This is a genomic window from Pseudomonas sp. GW458-11-26-14-LB4 (assembly GCF_059423925.1).
The window spans coordinates 43,004-63,679 of sequence record NZ_JBWKYU010000028.1 but is presented as its reverse complement, the minus strand read 5'-3'; the positions used below and the strand labels follow the sequence as shown (position 1 = coordinate 63,679).

At 61.3% G+C, this 20,676-nt stretch carries 19 protein-coding genes; 8 read left to right on the top strand and 11 right to left on the bottom strand.

Translation table 11 applies throughout. The features are described from left to right. Positions 1-11: 11 nt before the first annotated feature. Positions 12-995: an MBL fold metallo-hydrolase gene (locus tag AC07XZ_RS27245; protein ID WP_102688412.1), complete on the bottom strand. Its 984-nt coding sequence runs from the start codon at positions 993-995 to the stop codon at positions 12-14. Between the two features lie 248 nt (positions 996-1,243). Between AC07XZ_RS27245 and AC07XZ_RS27240 the strand changes: the two genes are divergently transcribed. Continuing rightward, positions 1,244-1,645 carry a helix-turn-helix domain-containing protein gene (locus AC07XZ_RS27240; protein WP_064595111.1) on the top strand — a complete coding sequence of 134 codons (402 nt, stop codon included), beginning with the start codon at positions 1,244-1,246 and terminating at the stop codon, positions 1,643-1,645. A gap of 7 nt (positions 1,646-1,652) precedes the next feature. Here AC07XZ_RS27240 and AC07XZ_RS27235 read toward each other — a convergent pair whose 3' ends face one another. Further along, on the bottom strand, positions 1,653-2,222 hold the full coding sequence (locus AC07XZ_RS27235) for a flavodoxin family protein (protein ID WP_102688411.1): 570 nt from the start codon (positions 2,220-2,222) through the stop codon (positions 1,653-1,655). Positions 2,223-2,555: 333 nt separating this feature from the next. Here AC07XZ_RS27235 and AC07XZ_RS27230 point away from each other — a divergent pair, with 333 nt between their 5' ends. After that, complete coding sequence (locus tag AC07XZ_RS27230) at positions 2,556-5,342, top strand: ATP-binding protein (protein ID WP_102688410.1); 2,787 nt, start codon at positions 2,556-2,558, stop codon at positions 5,340-5,342. Here AC07XZ_RS27230 and AC07XZ_RS27225 read toward each other — a convergent pair. Both AC07XZ_RS27225 and AC07XZ_RS27220 read right to left on the bottom strand, forming a co-directional pair. Next, positions 5,304-6,776 (bottom strand): ATP-binding protein, encoded by a 1,473-nt coding sequence (locus AC07XZ_RS27225; protein WP_102688409.1) that lies wholly within the window; start codon positions 6,774-6,776, stop codon positions 5,304-5,306. The two genes, AC07XZ_RS27230 and AC07XZ_RS27225, sit on opposite strands and share 39 nt — an antisense overlap. A 90-nt stretch (positions 6,777-6,866) precedes the next feature. After that, the gene (locus tag AC07XZ_RS27220; protein ID WP_102688408.1) at positions 6,867-7,817 is read right to left on the bottom strand and encodes a GlxA family transcriptional regulator; all 951 of its coding nucleotides are present in this window, start codon (positions 7,815-7,817) and stop codon (positions 6,867-6,869) included. Positions 7,818-8,028: 211 nt separating this feature from the next. Between AC07XZ_RS27220 and AC07XZ_RS27215 the strand changes: the two genes are divergently transcribed. Continuing rightward, positions 8,029-8,751 carry a pirin family protein gene (locus AC07XZ_RS27215; protein WP_085689135.1) on the top strand — a complete coding sequence of 241 codons (723 nt, stop codon included), beginning with the start codon at positions 8,029-8,031 and terminating at the stop codon, positions 8,749-8,751. Positions 8,752-8,802: 51 nt separating this feature from the next. Here the strand turns inward: AC07XZ_RS27215 and AC07XZ_RS27210 are convergent, their stop codons facing one another. Next, positions 8,803-9,564, bottom strand: coding sequence for a hypothetical protein (locus AC07XZ_RS27210; RefSeq protein ID WP_146023261.1), 762 nt, complete (start codon positions 9,562-9,564; stop codon positions 8,803-8,805). 327 nt (positions 9,565-9,891) lie between these two features. Further along, the gene (locus AC07XZ_RS27205) at positions 9,892-10,767 is read right to left on the bottom strand and encodes a LysR family transcriptional regulator (RefSeq protein ID WP_102688406.1); all 876 of its coding nucleotides are present in this window, start codon (positions 10,765-10,767) and stop codon (positions 9,892-9,894) included. Between the two features lie 111 nt (positions 10,768-10,878). On the opposite strand from AC07XZ_RS27205, the gene AC07XZ_RS27200 reads away from it, so the two are divergent. The 4 genes from AC07XZ_RS27200 to AC07XZ_RS27185 all read left to right on the top strand — a co-directional run bounded on the left by AC07XZ_RS27200 (position 10,879) and on the right by AC07XZ_RS27185 (position 14,792). After that, positions 10,879-12,099, top strand: coding sequence for a YbfB/YjiJ family MFS transporter (locus tag AC07XZ_RS27200; RefSeq protein ID WP_085747781.1), 1,221 nt, complete (start codon positions 10,879-10,881; stop codon positions 12,097-12,099). A 63-nt stretch (positions 12,100-12,162) separates the two neighbouring features. Then, positions 12,163-13,161, top strand: a complete 999-nt coding sequence (locus tag AC07XZ_RS27195; protein WP_102688405.1) for an NAD(P)H-quinone oxidoreductase — start codon at positions 12,163-12,165, stop codon at positions 13,159-13,161. Positions 13,162-13,273: 112 nt separating this feature from the next. Continuing rightward, a complete protein-coding gene (locus tag AC07XZ_RS27190; protein WP_102688404.1) occupies positions 13,274-14,218 on the top strand; it encodes an alpha/beta hydrolase in 945 nt (314 codons plus the stop codon). Positions 14,219-14,378: 160 nt separating this feature from the next. Continuing rightward, on the top strand, positions 14,379-14,792 hold the full coding sequence (locus AC07XZ_RS27185) for a VOC family protein (RefSeq protein WP_102688403.1): 414 nt from the start codon (positions 14,379-14,381) through the stop codon (positions 14,790-14,792). A gap of 57 nt (positions 14,793-14,849) precedes the next feature. On the opposite strand, the gene AC07XZ_RS27180 is transcribed toward AC07XZ_RS27185, so the two are convergent. Further along, a complete protein-coding gene (locus tag AC07XZ_RS27180; RefSeq protein ID WP_085747785.1) occupies positions 14,850-15,179 on the bottom strand; it encodes a hypothetical protein in 330 nt (109 codons plus the stop codon). 225 nt (positions 15,180-15,404) lie between these two features. Between AC07XZ_RS27180 and AC07XZ_RS27175 the strand changes: the two genes are divergently transcribed. Further along, positions 15,405-15,662 carry a hypothetical protein gene (locus tag AC07XZ_RS27175; RefSeq protein ID WP_007956057.1) on the top strand — a complete coding sequence of 86 codons (258 nt, stop codon included), beginning with the start codon at positions 15,405-15,407 and terminating at the stop codon, positions 15,660-15,662. Positions 15,663-15,761: 99 nt separating this feature from the next. Here AC07XZ_RS27175 and AC07XZ_RS27170 read toward each other — a convergent pair whose 3' ends face one another. The 4 genes from AC07XZ_RS27170 to AC07XZ_RS27155 all read right to left on the bottom strand — a co-directional run bounded on the left by AC07XZ_RS27170 (position 15,762) and on the right by AC07XZ_RS27155 (position 20,614). Beyond that, positions 15,762-16,784, bottom strand: a complete 1,023-nt coding sequence (locus tag AC07XZ_RS27170; protein ID WP_007956055.1) for an ABC transporter permease — start codon at positions 16,782-16,784, stop codon at positions 15,762-15,764. Between the two features lie 57 nt (positions 16,785-16,841). Beyond that, a complete protein-coding gene (locus tag AC07XZ_RS27165) occupies positions 16,842-18,407 on the bottom strand; it encodes a sugar ABC transporter ATP-binding protein (protein WP_102688418.1) in 1,566 nt (521 codons plus the stop codon). A gap of 70 nt (positions 18,408-18,477) precedes the next feature. Beyond that, positions 18,478-19,404 carry a sugar ABC transporter substrate-binding protein gene (locus tag AC07XZ_RS27160; RefSeq protein ID WP_007956051.1) on the bottom strand — a complete coding sequence of 309 codons (927 nt, stop codon included), beginning with the start codon at positions 19,402-19,404 and terminating at the stop codon, positions 18,478-18,480. Positions 19,405-19,564: 160 nt separating this feature from the next. Next, positions 19,565-20,614, bottom strand: a complete 1,050-nt coding sequence (locus AC07XZ_RS27155; protein ID WP_102688402.1) for a Gfo/Idh/MocA family protein — start codon at positions 20,612-20,614, stop codon at positions 19,565-19,567. Between the last annotated feature and the right edge of the window lie 62 nt (positions 20,615-20,676).

The following is a 20,676-nucleotide window of genomic DNA, read 5'->3' as shown; positions in this document are numbered from 1 at the left end:
AGATGGGCACTTTACTCGATGAGCGGTACTTTGGCCGCGCGTTTGTAGGGACCGTATTCGACCGGCACCCACTGGAAGTGTTTGTCGACCGCGGTGATATGGCCGATGCCCGGGAACGGCAAGTGCGCAGCCGTTACCCAGGTCTTGCTGGCCGCCGCTGCACTGAACACCGCATTACGACTCTTGATCGCTTGCTGGCTGTTGACGTCGAAGCTGATCGCCACCTCAGGATGATCGAACTGCACCGCGAGGTTGTGCACCAGATCGCCCATGAACACGATGCTCTGGTTCTGCGAAGTGAAACGGTAGGTGGTGCTGCCCGGCGTATGCCCGGCTTCCAGTGTCGCTTCGACCACACCCGGCAAAGGCGACTGGCCCTCTGCGAATGTCTTGAAGCGCCCGGCCGCCACGTAAGGCGCAGTGGAATCCTGGGCGATCTTGAAAAACTCCCGGGCACCGGCTGGCGCCTTCGCCTCGGCCTGCGGATCGAGCCAGTAATCGGCTTCGGCCTTGGCGGCGTAAACCGTGGCATTGGCAAAGATCGGCCGTTGCTGGCCGTCGACCAGTCCACAGACGTGATCCAGGTGCAGGTGCGTCAGCAGAATCGCGTCGACCTGCTCAGGCTTGTAACCCGCTGCCTGCATATTCGCCGAGAGCTGGCCGGCAGTGGCGCCGATGCACTGGCCCGCGCCGGTATCCACCAGAATCAGTTGTTTGCCGGTGTTGACCAGGAACGCATTGAACGCGGTCTGCACGCCCGGCGTTTCAATCGAGCGACGGGCCAGCAGCGCGCGAATCTGGCTCTGACTCATGCCCTGCAGCAGCTTCGGCGACAAGTCGTTGTAGCCGTCGAACAGCGCCGTCACTTCGTAATCGCCCAGCGCCAGCCGGAAATAACCCGGCGCCTGCGTGCCAACCTGCGGTGCCTGCGCCATGGCGGTCGACATCACACCGACCAACGCCATGCCGATTACGCCGTTGAACAAATCTTTCATATGCATCCTCTCGCCCGAGCCCGATTCTGCGGCCCCTTATGGCCCGCCCCCAATCGTCGCCATCCTGCCCGCTTCCCGTCATGGGGACTTGCAGCGGTGTGCTGAGTTGCAGCCGACGGTGGAATTAACAACGTTTAACTCGTCAGCACTCGCCCTTCACCAAACAATGAATCCCTCTGCGCAGCGTTGTTTTATTGACCTGAGGGAAAGCGCTGACCGTGCGTTCCCCACCGACACGGACCTTGGCCATGGCTCACTTACAGCAAACCGTCGCCCGCGCCCCTGCCAGCGAACCCCGCAAGACCAGCACCGGCGGCCTCAGCCCGCAGCGCGAGCGGCTGGTGAAACAGCTGATCCTCGAACGCCTCGGCGACAGCCTTGAAGTCACCGAACTGGCCAGCGCTTGCTCACTGTCACGCAGCCATTTTTCCCGGGCGTTCAAGTGCAGTACCGGGTACTCGCCGCAAGACTGGATCCGTACCCAGCGCATTGCCCGTGCCAAGCTGTTGATCCAGCAGACCAACCACAGCCTCACGCAGATCAGCCTGGAATGCGGCTTCTGCGATCAGGCGCACTTCTGCCACATCTTCACCCGCAGCGAAGGCATCAATCCGTTTGCGTGGCGTTGTCAGGTCATGAAAAACCGCTGAGGCGGTTTCACTCCCCAGCCATCCGCTGAGCCAGTCGCGCCACCCGCTCGCCCAGGTGCGCGGCGGTTTGTTGGTCCTCCAAAGGCGGTGCCTGCTCGGGCGGTTGCTCGACGCTGGATTGGGACATTGCGCCGAGGGAGCTGCCGAGGCGATTCAACTGGCCATCGAACACACCTCCGCACGCACGCGCCGGCAGCAGATCGAGCCCGACCCAGATCATCGAATGCTGAGCGGCGAACACCGCCATTTGCAGCAACGTATTGAGTTTGTCGCCACACAGGCTGCCGGAATTGGTGAAGCCCGCCGCGAGTTTGTCGCGCCACGGCCGGGCGAGGTAGAACGAGGCCGTGGCCTCCATGAATTGCTTGAACGCCGCCGAGGCGCTGCCCATGTAGGTCGGTGCACCGAAGATGATGGCGTCGGCGCGGTGCAGGTCATCCCAGTGGGCCTCGACGTCTTCGACCGCCAGCAACAGGCAGGTGCTGCCCAAATGGCGTTCCACACCTTGGGCCACTGCCTGCGCAATGACGCGGGTGTGCCCGTAGCCACTGTGATAGACCACCACTACCTTGCTCATCGCAGCGTCCTCCGGACGTATGCATTCCATTGCCCCGGAGTTTTGGCTCTGAAGCGGGCGCGGACGAGTTAATCGTTGTTAATTTTTCCCGGCTGTCGGGTGAGCCGGCACAGGTTCCGGCCTTTAAATACAGTGGTGACGGCACCGGATGCTGAGTGATGCCAGGGCGCGTGCATTGCGCGCACGTTGCACTGGCGACAAATCCTGAGGAATATGCCCGGATACTGCGGATTAGACGGCTTGCGTGACCCTCGAGTCGCTCCCCGCCCTGCCCGTCACGGATTCTTCACCGAGGCGGACCAGGATCATAAAAAACGTCGAAGGAGTGAGCGGTTGAGTCTTTCCCCGAATCAGGCCATCGGTTTCGGCCCCTATCGGATCCACCCCGGCCAGCGGTTGGTGCTTGAGGGCGACCAGCCTTTGCGCCTGGGCCGCCGCGCCATGGACATTCTGCTGATCCTGTTGGCCCACGCCGGCGAGGTGGTGAGCAAGCAGCAGCTGATCGCCGGGGTCTGGCCGGACAGCGTGGTGGAAGACATCAATTTGCGGGTACACATGGCCGCGCTGCGCAAGGCCCTCGGCGACGGTCAGGCCGGGCAACGCTACATCGTTACCGTGGCGCAGCGCGGTTACAGTTTCGTCGCGCCGGTCGTGCTGCAATCCATCGAACAACGCCCCGCCGCCGCCAACCTCGGCCGGCATAACCTGCCATTGCGGCGCACGCGGATGATCGGTCGCCAGTCGGTGGTCGACAGCCTGATGACGCAACTGCCGCGCCAGCGCTGCATCACCCTGGTCGGCCCCGGCGGCATCGGCAAGACCACCGTGGCGCTGCGCGTCGCCGAACAGCTGATTGGCCGTTATCGCGACGGTATTCGTCTGCTGGATCTGGCACCACTCAACGATCCCGCTTCGATCTGCTCGCACCTCGCCGCCCTGCTGGACCTTTCGCTGCATGCCAGTGAACCGATGGCCTGCCTGATCAACAGCCTGCGCGAGCGGCAGATGCTGCTGGTGATCGATAACTGCGAGCACTTGATCGACGCCGTGGCATTGCTGAGTGAAAGCATTCTGCGTGGCGCGCCGCAGGTGCATATTCTGGCCACCAGCCGCGAAAGCCTGCGCGCCGAGGGCGAGTATGTGCAACGTCTGGAATCTCTCGACTGTCCGCCACCGATTGCGGTGCTCGACCGCGATCAGGCGATGGGATTTTCTGCGCTGCAACTGTTCGTCGAACGGGCGATGGCGGCGCACGAACACTTTGAGCCGGGCAACGCTGACCTGCCCTTGATCATCGACATCTGTCGACGGCTGGACGGCATTCCCTTGGCACTGGAGCTGGCGGCCGCGCAGGTGGCGGGCCTCGGGCTGGACGGTTTGCTGAGTCAGCTTCAGGGGCGTTTGCCGGCGGGCAATCAGACGCGCCTCGGTCGGCATGAAACCCTGCGCGCTACGCTGGACTGGAGTTTCAATCTGCTCAACGCCTGCGAGCAGACCGGCCTGCGCCGACTGGGCGTGTTTCGTGGCGCGTTCACGCTGGAATCGGCGGCGGCGGTTATCGTCGGTCAGCACATCGAGTCGAACGAAGTATTTGCCTCGATCACGCAACTGGTCGCCAAGTCGCTGCTCAACGTCGAGGTCGGCGATGAAGAGGTGTTCTATCGCCTGCTCGACACTACCCGCCGCTATGCATTGGAAAAACTCGACCAGGCCGCCGAGCTCGGCGAAACCCGCGAACGCCATGCCGAACGCAGCCTGGCGCTGATGCATCAGGCCCAGGCCGATTGGGAAAATACGGCGACCGAAGTCTGGATCGAGCGCTACGCCCGTGGCCTCGAAGACCTGCGGGCGGCGCTTGAGTGGACGCTGAACGATGAAGGCTCGCGCGCGCTCGGCGTTCGACTGACGGCGACGTCGGCGCCGTTGTGGCAGGAGTTGTCCCTGCTCAAGGAGTACGGCGTGCATGTGCGTCGGGCACTCGCATTGCTGGCGTCATCCGACGCGCCCTGCCCGCGACTGGAAATCGCCTTGAAACTGGCCTTGGGCAGCGCCTGTTACCACACCTGGGGTGGCACACCGGAAACCATCGAAGCCTTCGTCAGCGCTCGCCAATTGGCGCAACGGCACGACGACATGGCCGGCCAGTTGCGCGCAGTGTCGGGACACATGGCGGTCAACCTCAGTTGCGGGCATTACCAGATGGCGCTGGAGCAGAGCGAGCAATTCGAAAGCCTCGGTGTGCACGGCGATGCGCAGTTGTCCCTGAGTACCCATCGCTTGCGGGTACTCGCGCTGCATTACGCCGGCGATCAGCATCAGGCGCGAATCCACGCCGAACAGGTCATTCAGCGCATGGCCCACAGCGGCCACCTCAACCGTTTCACTCACGGTTTCGGCGTGCAATACGACCAGAGCGTCGCTTCGCTGACCGTCCTCGCCCGGGTGTTGTGGTTGCAAGGTTTTCCCGAGCAGGCCTGGCGCACGGCGCGGCAGGCGCTGGACATCGCGGTGCAGATCAACCACGGCACTTCGATCTGCTACACCCTGGCACTCGCCTCGTGCCTGATCGCCCATTACAACGGCGACGTACAGAACGCCCGCGCACTGCTGCAACTGTTGCTCGAACAGGCGCAGAAGCATTCGGTGCTGCTGTTCTACACGTGGGCGCGGCACTACGCGCAAGTAATCGACGCCGACAAGGCCCCCGCCATCCCGCCCGCCGACAGCGGTCTGGTCAGGGAAATCATGGTCACGCTGGATCCGGGTTTCGTTGATGATGCGTTGCTCGAACGCGCGCAAAGTGGCGCGGCGGGATGGAGTACTGCGGAGATCTTGCGGGCCCGGGCCGAGCGATTGCTGGCGGCTGAATCGCCCTGCCATCACACGGTCGAAAGCGCCTTGCAGCAATCGCTTGAGATTGCGCGGACACAAGGCGCCCTGGCCTGGGAACTGCGCAGCGCCACGTCGCTGGCGCAGTTGTGGCAGCGTCAGTCGCGTTATCGTGAGGCGCTAGAATTGCTGACACCGATCTACCAGCGCTTCACCGAAGGTTATGCCACCCCGGATTTGCGCAAAGTGCGTTTACTGCTCGACGAACTGCGCGGTCAGTCGGCCGCTTGAAGCTGGCCGGGTGCGACCCAGGTAGCGCGCGTGCCGACGCTCGACATCACTCAGTTCGCCGCCCTGCTCCAGCTGTTCGCGGGCGTAGCGGCGCGTGGTGTTGAACATTCGATAGCGCAGCGTCCCGCTGGACCGATCTGTGGTCAGCAACGACTTGGCCGCCAGCTGCTCGACCACTGCCACCAGTGTCGAGGGTGGCAATTGCGCGCAACTGATCACGCCGATTGCGGCATCCAGGGTGAATGCCATCTTGAACACCGACAAGCGTTGCAGCACGCGTTGTTCCTGCTCGCTCAAGCGCTGATAGCTCCAGTCCAGCGCAGCCTTCATCGACTGGTGGCGTGGCACGGCGGTGCGGCGACCGTGACTCAGAACTTGCAGGCCTTGATCCAGTTGGGTCTGAAGGCCGACCAGCGCCAGCGCATCGATCTGCGCCGCCGCCAGTTCGATCGCCAATGGCAGACCGTCGAGCCGCCGACAGATATCGCGCACCGTTTCCCGATCCTGCTCACGCAGGCAGAAGCCGTGTTGTCGGGCGCGGGCACGACTGACAAACAGCTGCACCGCCGAATAGCCCATGACCTCGGCGACACTATTGAGGGCCGAGGCTTTGGGAAGGGTCAGCGGTGGCAGCGGCTGGAGGACTTCCAGACCGAGACGCAACGGCTCGCGGCTGGTGGCCAGGATCGACAGACGGGGCGCGGCGTCGAGGAGTTTTTGCACCAGGTTCCGGCAGGCTTCGTGCAGATGCTCACAGTTGTCCAGCACCAGCAAGGCGTGACGCGCTGCGAGGGTGGGGAAATCAGTGTCGAGGGTTTTCAGCAGGTGATCGAGGAGCGAAGTGTCTTCGTCGGTCTGCGACAGATCCACCTGCCACACGCCGTCACGAAAATGCTGCAGCAGCAGTTCCGCTGCACGCAATGCCACGGTGCTCTTACCGACACCGGCAGGTCCCGTCACCGTCAGGAGCCGGGTCAACGGCAGTTGCCGGACCAGACCACCGACCAGTGAATCACGACCGGTGACCGGCGTCAGCCGTGCGGGCAAGTTATGTTGGGGTGCTTGCAGGCTTTCGAACACCACTTGGGCGACGCTGTCGCCCTGCACTGGTGCCACGAAGCTGTACCCGCATTGCGGCACATTGACGATGTAGCGCTGACCGTTTTCACCATCACCGAGAGCCCGGCGCAACGCAGCGATGTGCACTCGCAGGTTGATCTCCTCGACCACCGACGTCGGCCACACCAGCGAAATCAGTTGCTCTTTGCTGACCACCCGTCCGGCGCGCTCGACCAGCACTTGCAGAATGTCCAGCGCACGACCGCCCATGCGCAATTGCCGATCCCCTTCGAGGATCAGCCGTTGGCGCAAATGGAACGCGTATGGCCCGAAACGCAGGACCGACGCCGAGTTCAATTCGTTGAGGCTGTTCATGTCCGTTATCTTCGCAGGCCTCGATGACGGTACAACCACCACGCGGGGTCCAGCACGGACATCCGGATGCCCGTAACGGACAGAACCGCTCTAGCTGAACTGTTCGCGATATTGCGTCGGGGTCAGCCCGAGCTTTTCGCCGAACAGAAAACGCATGTGCCGCACGCTGCCGAAACCGCTTTTGTAGGCCACGGTTTTCAATGGCAGATCGCTGGTCTCCAGCAGATTTCGCGCGCAATCGATGCGCGCACTTTGCAGGAATTCCATGGGTGTCATATTGACCTCGCGAGCGAATACCCGAGCGAAGTGTCGTGCACTCATGTTCGCAAGACTTGCCATGCGCTCGACGGTGAAGGCTTCCTCAAGATGCTCCAGCACATGGTTCTGCACCCGGGTGATCGGCGTTTCCTGGGGGGCCACCGCGGCCATCAGCGGACTGAACTGCGCTTGCCCGCCCTGACGTTTCATCACCACTAGCAGCACTTTGGCCACGTCCTGGGCAATCTTTTTGCCATGATCGCGGGCGACCACCGCCAACGCCATATCGATGCCGGCCGTGACGCCTCCGGAGGTGATCAGGTTGCGATCCGCGACAAAAATCTGGTCGGTGGCGACGTTTGCCTTCGGAAAACCCTTGATCAAGCGTTCGGTGTAATTCCAATGAGTGGTCACACGATAACCGTCGAGCAAACCGGCATGGCCCAGCACGAACGCGCCGGTACAGATCGAGCCATATTGCCCGGCGCGCGTCACCGCGCCTTGCAGCCAGTCGAGCAACGGCGGGTGTTTTTCGTTGTAGGCGCCAGGGCCACCCGGCACCAGCAGCAAGTCGTAGCGCTCATCGGCTTCGTCGATATGCCGATCGGTGTGCACGAGGACGCCATTGGACGCACGCAACGGCCCACGCGCGGTGCCCAGGGTGGTCAGGTGATAGTGGTCTTGCGGTTTCAGGTAGCGGTTGGCAACCGAAAAGACTTCCAGCGGCCCAGCCATGTCGAGCAGCAGAAAATCCGGAAACAGCACCATTGCCACGGTCTTCATGGGGGTATCACCAAAATCCATGTGGAATCATAAGTCTGCGCATTATGGCCAGATACGGTGGAAACGTTGGAAAAGAATGCGTGATCCAGTACTCACAACTGTCAACTCATACGGGACAGTATTTCAATTTTCATCTACTTATTGCATCGCGGGGTAACCAGTAACCTTCTCCTCACTCGGACGAATCAACGTCCTGAAAGGAGATTTCATCATGCTGACCCTTCGTAAAGCTTCCGACCGTGGTCTGGCCAATCATGGCTGGTTGAAGTCGTTCCACACCTTTTCTTTCGCCAGCTACCGTGACCCGCGTGAACAGGGTTTCTCCGACCTGCTGGTAATCAACGATGACCGCGTTGCCGCCGGCAAGGGCTTCGGCCAGCACCCGCACCGTGACATGGAGATTTTCTCCTATGTGCTCGAAGGTGCGCTGGAACACAAGGACACCCTCGGCACCGGTTCGGTAATCCGCCCCGGCGATGTGCAACTGATGAGCGCCGGCAGCGGCGTGGCCCACAGTGAGTTCAACCATTCGGCGACCAAGCCTGTGCACTTCCTGCAGATCTGGATCGTACCGGACGTCAGCGGCGCGAAACCGCGTTACCAGCAAGAGCACTTCAGCGAACAGAAAAAACGCGGTCGCCTGCAACTGATCATTTCGCCCGAAGGCAGCCACGGCTCGCTGAAAGTGCGCCAGGATGCACGGGTGTATGCCGGGCTGTTCGATGGCGAGGAAAGCGCCACCCTCAAGCTGCCTGCCAACCGCTATGCCTATGTGCACGTCGCTCGCGGTAGTGTTGAACTGAACGGCGTGCAGTTGAAGGAAGGCGACGGCGTGCGGGTTCGTGAAGAACAGGCACTGACCCTGAGCAATGGCCAGGATGCCGAAGTCCTGGTGTTTGATCTGCGCCCGCAGGAATTGCCGGAAATGCCATAAGCCCGTGGTTTTCATCGCTCGAAAAAAACGGCCTTCGTTGAAGGCCGTTTTTCATTCTGCTGGCAAGCTCATCAGCACTGTCGGCGCAGGGTTTCCAGCCTCTTTCACCGATTGAATCATGGCCAGGGTGGTCTGCATCGTGACGAGCACGTTTGCCTGATTGGCGTAGTAAGAACCCGCGAGTATGGCAACCATTCCGAGAAAATGTACGGCCGTTGCCGCCCAGTAATTCGCCTTGATCGTCGAGACCTGCCTGACGGCTTCGTCAATTCGCTCCAGAGACCTGTCAATGCGAGCCGAGACGATCGCGTAACGCTGGTCGCGCTCCAGATGAGCCTTTTCTTGTTCCAGTCTGACCTTTTCGTAGACTTTCTCTCGCTCGACCCGGGCGGTCTCCCGCTCCTGTCGGGCCGTCTCCAAGACCTTTTCATGCCCCACCCGAGCCTTCAAACGCTCCTGCCGCAGGTTTTCGAGATTCTTCTCGTGCGCCAGCTGGATTCTTTCCTGAGCCTGCTCCCGCTCAAGGCGCACTTTCTCCTGGGCCTCTTCCCGCTCAAGGCGCGACTTTTCCTGAGACTTCTCCCACTCCCGCCGTGCTGCCTCCTGCTCTCGTTTCTGCTCCAGGCGCGCCGCGTCTTGGGACCGCTCACGCTCCACCCGAGCCGCCTCCTGAGATCGCTCCCACTCGAACCGTGCCTCCTCCATAGAGCGTTTTTGCTCCAGCCGGCCCTGCTCCTGACTTTTTTCGAGCTCCAACCGTGCCTGATCCCGCTCAGCCTGTTGGGTCAGAAAGCCATCGATCTTGGCGGACATGGACTCGATCCGTGCATCGATTCTAGTCTCGATGACTTCGATCCTGGCGCTGAATTCGTCTCGCGTTATGTAGTTCATACACTCACTACTATCCGTTTGCCCGGCCATGTCGCTTGCTTGAAATTGGCTGAATTCCCTTGCAATCAATTCCGCACCTCTGACGTTTATCAATACTTCCCTGGATTGATCACCGCGGAGCGTTGCACCTGCTCACTCCGGGTGTGAGAAACGATAGGGCCCGGCCAAAAAACTCACAAGCCAGCGGATTCTGGCGCTGTTGTAGGCAAGATCGTCAGCTGATGTAGCCGTCCTACACGGCATCAAGGACTACTCATTCTCCAGCGCAAACGCTTCGACAATCTGCTCGATCACCGCCCTGACCCGCGCGGTATGGCGCAGATCCGCGTGGGTCACCAGCCACACTTCATAAGGCAACGGCCGCGTACGCTCCGGCCACAGCCTGACCAGACCGTCGCGCTCGCCCATGTAGACCGGGATTTCTCCTACACCCAGCCCGGCGGCAATCGAGCGGCGTACCAGCAGGCTGGAGCTCAGACCGGCGACGATCCGCCCGCGAGTCACGGGTTCAGTCACCAGGGTCAGGTCCTTGTTGCCTTGCAGATACGGCTGGTACACCACCAGATCATGGCCCTCGAACGTACTGCCCGGCGTCGGCACGCCATGGCTGTCGACGTAGGCCTGCGAGGCAAACAGCCCCACCGGCCAACGCGCGATGCGCCGGGCGATCAGGTCCGGATTGTCCGGGCGGGTGTTGCGCACGGCGATGTCCGCTTCACGCTTGGCCAGGCTGAGGATCTGCGTGGAGGCGTCCAGTTGCACGCGCACGTCCGGATGCCGTTCGTGCAACTGCGCAATGGCCGGGATCAGGAAATCGATGGCCAGCGAATCGGTGGTGCTGACCCGCACACTGCCGGTCAGGCGATCGTCCAGGCCTTGGATACGCCGTTCCAGCTCCAGCGCCGAATGCTCCATTTTTTCTACCGACTTGAGCGCCGCTTCGCCGACGGCCGTCAGTGCATAGCCCTCGGAGGTGCGCAGAAACAAGGTCGCGCCCAGCGACTTTTCCAGCGCCGTGATGCGTCGCCCTACTGTCGCCTGATCCACGCCCAGCACGCGCGCGGCACCGCGCAATGTCGACTCGCGACAGACCGCAAGAAACACCCGTGCATCATCCCAGTTCATATCGTTCTCCATTGATGCATAAACGCATCACTATCACGCAAACTCGCTGCATTAACGCAGCAACGATAGCCGATATGCTGGGCGCCATAAACCTTTCAAAGGATTGCCGTCATGCACACTTCAACTGCTTCGCCCGAACGTCCGGACACAAGTGTCTGGCTGGCGATCTTCGCCGGACTTTGCGCCAGCCTGGTCAGCATCGGTCTGGCGCGTTTCGCCTACACGCCGCTGATCCCTTCGCTGATTCAGGCGCAATGGTTTTCCGCCCATGATGTGGTCTATCTGGGTGCGGCCAACCTGGTCGGTTACCTGATCGGCGCCCTCCTTGGCCGACCGCTGGCACGCCGGCTCACCCAGAGAAATGCCTTGCGACTGATGATGCTGGCGGTGACCGTGGCGTTCTTTGCCTGTGCGTATCCCGTGTCGGTGAGCTGGTATTTCGGCTGGCGCCTGCTGTCCGGGATCGCGGGCGGCGCGATCATGGTGCTGGTGGCCGCGACCGTGCTGCCCCATGTACCGGCCGCGCGCAAGGGCCTGGCCAGCGGCGCGATTTTCCTCGGCATCGGTCTGGGCATCGCCGGATCGGGCACGATTGTTCCGCTGCTGTTGAGCCTTGGCCTGCAAGCGACGTGGCTGGGATTGGGCGTTTTGTCACTGGCACTGACGGCATTGAGCTGGTTCGGCTGGCCTTCGGAGCTGCCCCATGCAATCACCACCACCGCTGAAGTGGAACCGGTCGCTCCGACACCGCCTGCTGTTTATCTGTTGTTTGCCCAGTACGCATTCATGGCCGCCGGGCTGGTACCGGCCATGGTCTTCCTGGTGGATTACGTCGCCCGGGGGCTGGGCGCCGGGTCGCACGTCGGCGCTCTGATCTGGGTCATGTACGGTCTGGGCGCCATCGTCGGCCCGGTGAGTTATGGCTTCCTCGCCGATCATCTTGGCGCGCGCACCGGCATTCGTCTGGTGCTGGTGGTGCAGGCGATCACCCTGGGTTTGCTGGCGGTTTCGCATTCGTTCCTGGCGTTGGCGCTGCTGGCGGTGGTCCTTGGTTCATTTCCGCCGGGTATTGTGCCGCTGGCATTGGCCCGGGTGCATGAGCTGGTGCCGGATCATCATCGCCAACAGGTGGCGTGGAGCCGGGCCACGGTGTCGTTCGCCACGTTTCAGGCGCTGGCGGGCTTCGCCTATTCGGCGCTGTTCAACGCCACGGGCGGACAACATGCGCTGCTCTTCGTGATTGCCGGCGGTGCCATCGTGATCGCGCTGATACTTGAGCACGCCATGAAACTGCTGCCCTCCTCCGTCGAACAACGCTGCTGCGCCGAATGACGGGAATCATTGCGCCCTGACTGCGTTCCCATCTACTGATCACTTTTTCAAGAGGAATCGAAAATGACGTTGCCCAATGAAATGACCCGAATCGAAATCACCGAACCGGGCGGGCCCGAGGTTCTGCAATCCCGGCGCGTCCCGCTGCCGGTCGCCGCAGAAGGCGAAATACTGATCCGCGTGCGTGCCGCCGGCATCAATCGCCCGGACGCCCTGCAACGTGCCGGCAAATACCCGATGAAGCCCGGCATGAACCCGATTCCTGGCCTTGAAGTAGCCGGCGAAGTCGTGGCGATTGGCAACGGCGTCAGCACATTCGCGGTCGGTGACCGGGTCTGCGCGCTGACCAATGGCGGAGGTTACGCCGAATACTGCACGGTCCCGGCCGGCCAGGCCCTGCCGATTCCCGATGGGCTGGACTGGATTCAGGCAGCTGCAATTCCGGAAACCTTTTTCACGGTGTGGGCCAATCTGTTCGGCCTCGGCGGCGCCAGCCGTGGCCAGCGCGCCTTGATCCACGGCGGCACCAGCGGCATCGGCACCACCGCGTTGATGCTGTGCCGCGAGTTTGGCATCGAGGCCTTTGCCACCGCCGGAAGCGCCGATAAATGCGCAGCGATCCACAATCTGGGCGGCGAAGCGATCAACTACCGGGAACAGGATTTCGCCGCTGTCATCGCTGAAAAAACCGCCGGCCAGGGCGTGAACGTGATCCTCGACATCATGGGCGGCTCGTACCTCAACGGAAACATCAGCGCCTTGGGGATGGATGGGCGGTTGGTGATGCTCGGTTTCCTCGGTGGCGCGCGGGCCAATGACATCGATCTGCTGGCGATCCTCGGCAAACGTGCGGTGGTTACCGGCTCCCTGCTTCGCGCCCGTACCTCGGCGGAAAAAGCCGCCATCGCCGATCAACTGCGCGAACACGTCTGGCCGGTGCTCGCCGCCGGGCGCTGCCTGCCGATGATCGACAAAGTCTATCCGCTCACCGACGCAGCCAAGGCCCATGCCCACATGGAAGCGGGCGACCACATCGGCAAGATCGTGCTGAAGATCGACTGAGTCGTTGCAGCATTTTGTAATCGTTGCAGGCGTGCGGTGGTCGAAAATGTCACGCGCGGGTCAAGGCATCTGGTAAAAAGCGTTCTTTGCCCGCGCTCTGGTGAAACGTTTAATGTTCTTTGCCTTCATGACCCGACTTCGACGCCGCCGTCTGGCGTTCGCCTGCATGGCCGCCCTGATCATCGGCGTGCCGGCGAGTTGTGCCGTGCTGGAACACACCGAACGCAAGCTGTTGTTCCGCATCGAACCGGGCACCGCCGGCTGGTATCACGGATTGCCCGGCAGCGTGCAGGAACTCGATCTGCAACCGAAGAGCTTCAAGGCCGGGCAAAACATTCACGCCTGGTGGTGGCCGGCGGAGCGCGCCAATGCTCCGGCCATCCTTTATCTGCATGGCGTGCGCTGGAACCTCACCGGGCAACTGTTTCGTATCGAACAATTGCGCGCGGCAGGTTATTCGGTATTGGCCATCGACTATCGCGGTTTCGGCCAGAGCCGTGGCGATCTGCCGTCGGAAAGCACGGTGTACGAAGATGCCCGGGTAGCCTGGGAACGCTTCCAGCTGTTGCAACCCGATCCGAACAAACGCCTGATCTACGGGCATTCATTGGGTGGCGCGGTCGCCATCGATCTGGCTGCCGAACTCGGTCGCGACGCCACCAGAAACCACACCCCACTGCCGGTTCGCGGACTGGTTATCGAATCCACCTTCACTTCATTGGCGGATGTTGCGGCAGCCGTGGCCAACACCTCCCTTCCAGTCCGCTGGTTGCTGTCGCAGAAATTCGATTCCATCGACAAGATCGCCGAGATCCACATGCCGTTGCTGGTGGTACACGGCCTGGCCGACGCCTTCGTGCCGTCGCGCTTCAGCGAGCAACTGTTCGCCGCCGCCCGGCAACCGAAACGCCTGCTGCTGGTGCCCGGCGCAACGCACAACAACAGCATGGCGCTGGGCGGACAGAACTATCGCAAGGCGATCGATGCGCTGATGCAAACCCGACCTGCCGCCCGAGTGGCGGGCGCTGCGGTACAGAAGAACCCGCGCGATTCCTGACGCCTCTTCCCCGCAGACCATCGGTCACCCCGAAAGGAAACTCTTGCAGCATCGGTTGGCAATCCGGCGTTCTAACGTTTTGCTGGATAGAGTCAATCCATGACGCTGCTTCGGCACACCCGGCCGCGCTGCGTTCCACTGCCTATTCGGGAGCACCCCCATGAAAATCAACCCGTACCTGATCTTCAACGGCGACTGCCGCGAAGCCTTCACGTTTTACGAGCAATGCCTGCAAGGCAAGCTCGAAGCGATGATGACCTTCGGCGAAACGCCAGCCGCCGAACATGTCCCCAAAGAGCACCACAACCTGATCATCCACACCTGCCTGAAAGTCGGGGATCAGATGCTCATGGCTTCGGACACCACACCCGACCGCCCCACCCAAGGCATGAGCGGTTGCTCGATTTCCCTGAATGTCGACAGCATCGCCGAGGCCGAACGGGTGTTTAATGCCGTGGCCAAGGATGGTCGCGTCGACATGCCGCTGGAAGCCACCTTCTGGGCCGCGCGTTTCGGCATGCTGGTGGATCGTTTTGGCGTGTCGTGGATGGTCAATTGCGAAAGTGACAAGTGACGCTGTCATTGCACCGGACATGAACAAGCCCGACCTATTCAGGTCGGGCTTTTGCGTTCAACGCTGTGCAAGCTCATGCCGAACGCACTGTTCGTAGTACGTCTGCTTGACGGCCGCCGGCTTCAGCCGCGACGCGCTGTCGTAGGTCTGCTCAGTGATGCCCATGGCGGTCATGCGCATCCACGGTTGCTGGAACTTGCGCGCCTGCAGGCGCTTGCGCGCGCCATACAGGGAAATCCCTGACAGCTTCGACTGTTGCGCACCGGCGGCGATGTCCGAACCCCAGGTACACGCAAAACGATGGCTCTTGCTCAGTTCCCTGGCCTGGGCCTCCACCGCGAGCAGAGCGAGGGAAAGCGTTGCTACAGTGATGACAATCGTCCGCATATAGCCCACCTAACCTTTTGAAAAAAGGCGAGTTTGCCGGGACTTGAAACATTCGGGGGCCAGCAATTTGCCGCCTTTTTTCAGCCAAGCTCGGCCGAAGGATGGCCATAAAGATGCGCAGCTCCACCGCCACCCGTCTCCCACCTCTCCCGCCCGTCAGCCGCCCGGCACTTTGCTTCGCCTCTGATTTTCCAAGATACATCCACCCGACGCGGAAGCCCTACGATGAACAGAACCATTGCAGCCCTCATGCTTGGAAGTCTTTTATCCGCCACCGCACCGCTGGCGATGGCGGGAAGCAGCGTCCCCCCTACCGGCATTCCCGGAGTCAATCAGGGAGGCACCGAATCCAAAGAAGACAAGGCCGACAAAAAGGGTGAAGAAGCCTCGGGGTCGAACTCCGGTGCAGAGTCCCACGAGACAGAGAAGGATGCGCAAACATCCAGTGGCTCAAAGGATGGGATGGAAGAAAAGAAACCCTGAACCACTTAGCCAGTTTTCGCAGGCATAAAAAAGCCGATCTCTCCGATCGGCTTTTGTATATGACGCTGATCCCGCCTTGGCAGGCCAGGACGATTAATTTCAGCGCTTGAGCTTGCGCTTGTTGCGGTACTGGTCGATCACCACCGCGACCACGATGATTAGTCCTTTGATGATGTCCTGTATGTAAGCATCGACCCCGACAAACGTGAACCCGCTGGCCATCACCCCAAGGATCAAAGCGCCAATTACCGTGCCGGTGATGCGCCCCACTCCACCCGCCAGACTGGTACCACCGATAACTGCCGCGGCAATCGCGTCCAGCTCATAGGACATGCCCATCCCGGCCTGCCCGGTAGCGGCGCGGGCCGAAGCCACTACGCCGGCCAGCCCCGCCAGCAGTCCGGCGATGCTGTAGACGATGACCAGATGGCGTTTGACGTTGATGCCTGAGGTGCGCGCCGCCTGCATGTTGCCGCCGATGGCGTAGGTGTATTTGCCGTACTTGGTGTAGCGCAGCGCGATGTGGAAGATCACCGCCACCACCAGAAAAATGATCACCGGCATCGCGCCGTGGCCGATGGCCGTGTAGGAGTCCGAGAGCATGCTCACTGGCTGGCCTTCGGTGTAGTAACGCGCCAGGCCACGGGCCGAAACCATCATGCCCAGTGTGGCAATGAACGGCGGAATCCCGGTGATGGCGATGATGCTGCCGTTGATCGCCCCCGCCAGCAGCCCGACACCGAGCCCGGCAATCACCGGAATCCAGACCGGCAAATCGGTCAGTGACGGGAACACCGCCCGGGCGAAATCCGAGGTCTGCGCCAGACTGGCCGCGATCATCGCCGACAACGCGAGCACCGAGCCCGACGACAGGTCGATACCGGTGGTGATGATCACCTGGGTCACGCCAATCGCCAGCAGGCCGATGATCGACACTTGCAGGATCATCAACACCAGCCGCTGGGAGTTCATCAGGAAGCTCTGGTCGCGCACGATCCAGCCGAACAGTTCGAACACCAGGCCGATGCCGATCAGCACCAGGAAAATGCTCAGTTCCGTCGGAAAGCGCCGGCGACTCTTGACTGGTGCCGTGGCCGGTTTGTTTTCCAGTATCGCGTTCATAACCACTCACCTTTCTATCGCATCATCGACGGCGGCCTCGGCCACCAGCGGTATCCATTAATGAACCGAGGACAGGCCCGAGGCCAGTTGCATCACCCGCTCCTGAGTCGCCTCGCTGCGGTCGAGGGTGCCCATCAGGTCGCCCTCGTGCATGACCATCACCCGGTCACTCATGCCGAGCACTTCCGGCAGTTCCGAAGAAATCATGATCACCGCCATGCCTTCGCTGGCGAGGTAGGCGATGAGCCGGTAGATCTCGGCCTTGGCGCCTACATCGATGCCACGGGTCGGCTCGTCGAGAATCAGGATGCGCGGGTTGGTCATCAGCCAGCGGGCCAGCAAGGCCTTCTGCTGATTGCCACCCGACAGTGTGTCGATGCATTGCTCCAGCGACGGGGTTTTCACCCGCAGCTTCTTGCACATGTCTTCGCACAAGGCGCGCAAGGCTTTTTGCTGGATGAACCCGTGGCCGGCGTAGTGCGGCAGGACGGCCATTTCCATGTTTTCCAGCACCGAGAGGCACGGGAACAGACCGCTGAGTTTGCGATCCTCGGTCAACAGCGCGAAGCCCTTCTCGATCGCCATGTGCGGATCGCTGATGCGCACCACTTCGCCATCGAGACGGATCTCGCCACCGTCGCTGGGCGTGATGCCGAAGATCGCTTCGGCCACGTTGGTCCGGCCGGAGCCCATCAAACCGGCGATGCCGAGGATTTCCCCGGCATGCAGGTCGAAGGAGACGCCCTTGAAAATGCCATCGAGCTTGAGGTCGCGCACCGACAGCAACAGATCGCCGATCGGCTTTTCGCGCACCGGAAACAACTGGCTCAATTCGCGACCGACCATCATCGAGATCAGGCTGTCGCTGTCCATGGAATCGGCCCGCTGCAGGCCGATGTAGGCGCCGTCGCGGAACACCGCCACTTCATCGGCAATCGCGAACACTTCGTTCATTTTGTGGGTGATGTAGATGATGCCTTTGCCCTGGTTTTTCAGGTCGGCAATGATCGAGAACAGATGGGCGACTTCCTTGTCGGTGATGGCCGATGTCGGTTCGTCCATGATCAGGATGTCGGAGTCGTAAGACACGGCTTTGGCGATCTCGACCATCTGCCGCTCGGCGATACTCAGATTGCCGACCTGCTCTTCGGGATCAAGGTTGATCCGCAGGCGCTCCAGCAGTTTCGCCGTGCAGCGGTGCATTTCCCGATGGTCGATCATGTGAAAGCCGTTGAGCTGCTCGCGACCGATCCAGATGTTTTCGGCGATGCTCATGTGCGGCATCAGGTTGAGTTCCTGGTGGATCATCGCGATCCCGGCCTGAAGCGCTGCCAGTGGCGTTTCGAACACCACCGGTTTGCCCCGCAGGCGCAGCTCGCCGGCGTCTGGCTGGTAGATGCCGGCGATGATTTTCATCAGGGTGGATTTGCCCGCGCCATTCTCGCCCATGAGCGCCAGCACGGAACCGGGGCGTACCCGCAGTTGCACATCGGACAACGCCACCACACCGGGGAAACCCTTGCTGACGTTGAGGATCTCCAGCAGGTACGGCTCTTCGACAGGTATTGCAGTGGGCGGGCTCCCCGTCAAAGGGGTGCTCGAAGCAGTCGCTGAAGCGAACATGATCAGGTACTCCATCAGCAAGGTCGCGATCGCCACCTTGCGGGCTTATTGTTGTTATTGAACGGACGGACTATTTGAACTGGTCAACGTTTTGCGGCGTGATCAGGCGGAATGGCACCCAGACCGCCGGCTCGACCGGCTCATTCTTCGCCATTCTCACCGCGGTATCGATGGAGCCGTCGGCCTGACCCTTGGCGTCCTGGAACACGGAAGCGGCCAGCGAACCCTTCTTCACGGCGTTCAAGCCGTCCGGCGTACCGTCGACTCCCGCAATCAGCACGCTGCCTTTGGCGACGCCGGCCTGTTGCAGGGCCATGGCGGCACCGATGGCCATTTCGTCATTGTTGGAGACCACCGCGTCGAACTTGCGGCCCTGGGTCAGCCAGTCGTTGACCAGGGTCATGCCCTTGTCCCGTAGCCATACGCCGCTCTGCTCCTGCTCGACCTTGATGTCCGGGTATTTGGCCAGCACCTCTTTAACGCCCTTGGTGCGGTTGGTGGTGGAGTTGTTCGCCAGGTCCCCCAGCAGAATCACGATATCGCCCTTGCCGCCCATCTTGTCGGCCAGGTACTGCATCTGCATCTCGCCGGCCTCCAGGTCGTTGGAAGCAACGGTTACCACGCCTTTGGGCAGGTTCAGGTCATCGGGGCGGCGGTTGACGTAGACCAGCGGAATGCCGGCCTTCACTGCCGCTTCAGTAATCTTTTTGGTGGCGGCGGTATCCACCGGATTGACCACGATGGCGTCGACTTTCTGGCTGATGAAGCTCTCGACCTGGCTCAGTTGCTTGACCACATCGCTGCGGGCGTCTTCGAACTGCAGCTTGACGCCGTCGGGATAGGACTTGGCTTTCTTGTCCATGGATTCGCGCAGGTAGGTCAGCCAGGTGTCATCGAACTGGGACATGCTGACGCCGATCTTCATATCGGCCAGCGCAGCGCCGCTGGCGAACATCAGGGACAAGGCCAGTGAGGCAAAACGGGTCTTGGTCTTCATGAAAAGTCTTTCTCCACATTCTTGTTGGTTTTATGGATGAGGCATGACGATTTCAGTAAGCGGACAAGCAGTCGAAGCGTTGGAACGTATCCCGAGACAGTGAATCTGGAATCGACTTTATTGGAAAATATTTTCCATATCAACCTGTTTTAGAATTTTATTATGATTTTATTCCATGGCTTGCAAACTCACTCAGTTCCACTACCTGACGACGTTTGAAACTCAGGCGCGCAGCGTCTAGCACGCGGGTTGTCGCCAGTGCATCACGGGCGTCCACGGGCAGTGGGCCACCGTTTTGCAACGCGATTTGTAGCTGCAAATAGAACTGACTCCAGCAGCCGCGCTCAGACGGAACCCGCTCACGCTCGTCTCCGTGTTCGAACCAGCCCCAACGGCGGTGCTCTTCGACGCCCCAGCGCTCGCCTTCGGTTTTCGGCGAGAGCCCGGCCAGTGCCTGGGCCTCTTGCCCGTCCAGACCCTCGACGCTGTAACAGCCCAGCGTGCCGCTCACCCGAAAGCGCGGGCCAGGGCTGTTTTGCAGGCAACTGCCACCCAGATGCGAGGTCACGCCGTCGACGTGGGTCAGGGACATGAAGAAGCCGTGATCGAAGGCCTGGTCTTTTTCCAGGTAGTCCAGTTCCGCGTAGACCCGTGTCACCGGACCGAACAGCAACAGCGCCTGATCGACCAGATGACTGCCAAGGTCGCGCAGGAAACCACCGCCGCTGCCGTTGTGAACCGACGACGGCGAGTAACGCTCGATACGCGACTCGAACCGGCTGACCTGGCCCAACGCGCCGGATTCGATGAGTTTGCGCACGGTTAAAAAGTCCGAATCCCAGCGCCGGTTCTGATAGACGCTGAGCGGTACATTCTGGCGCTCGGCCATGGTGATCAGGGTTTGCGCCTGCTGCCAGTCGGCGGCGAACGGCTTGTCGCTGACCACCGCCACGCCGTGTTCGATGCCGTCGAGCACCAGTGCCGGCCGGCCCTTGAGGGGCGTCGATACCACCAGCACATCAATCCCGGCTTCCACCAACTGGCCGATGCTGTCGAAGGCCGGCACACCCGGATGCTCCGCCGCCAGCAACTGTCGGCGCTCCGCTGAACGGGTGACCACGCCGACGAACGTCGCCGCCGGCAGACTGCTGATCAGCGGAGCATGAAAAAACCGGCCGCCATGGCCGTAACCGACAAGTCCGATGCGCATACAAGTATTTCCCTGAATAAAACGCGGACCCTGTGGGAGCGGGCTTGCCCGCGATGGCGGCG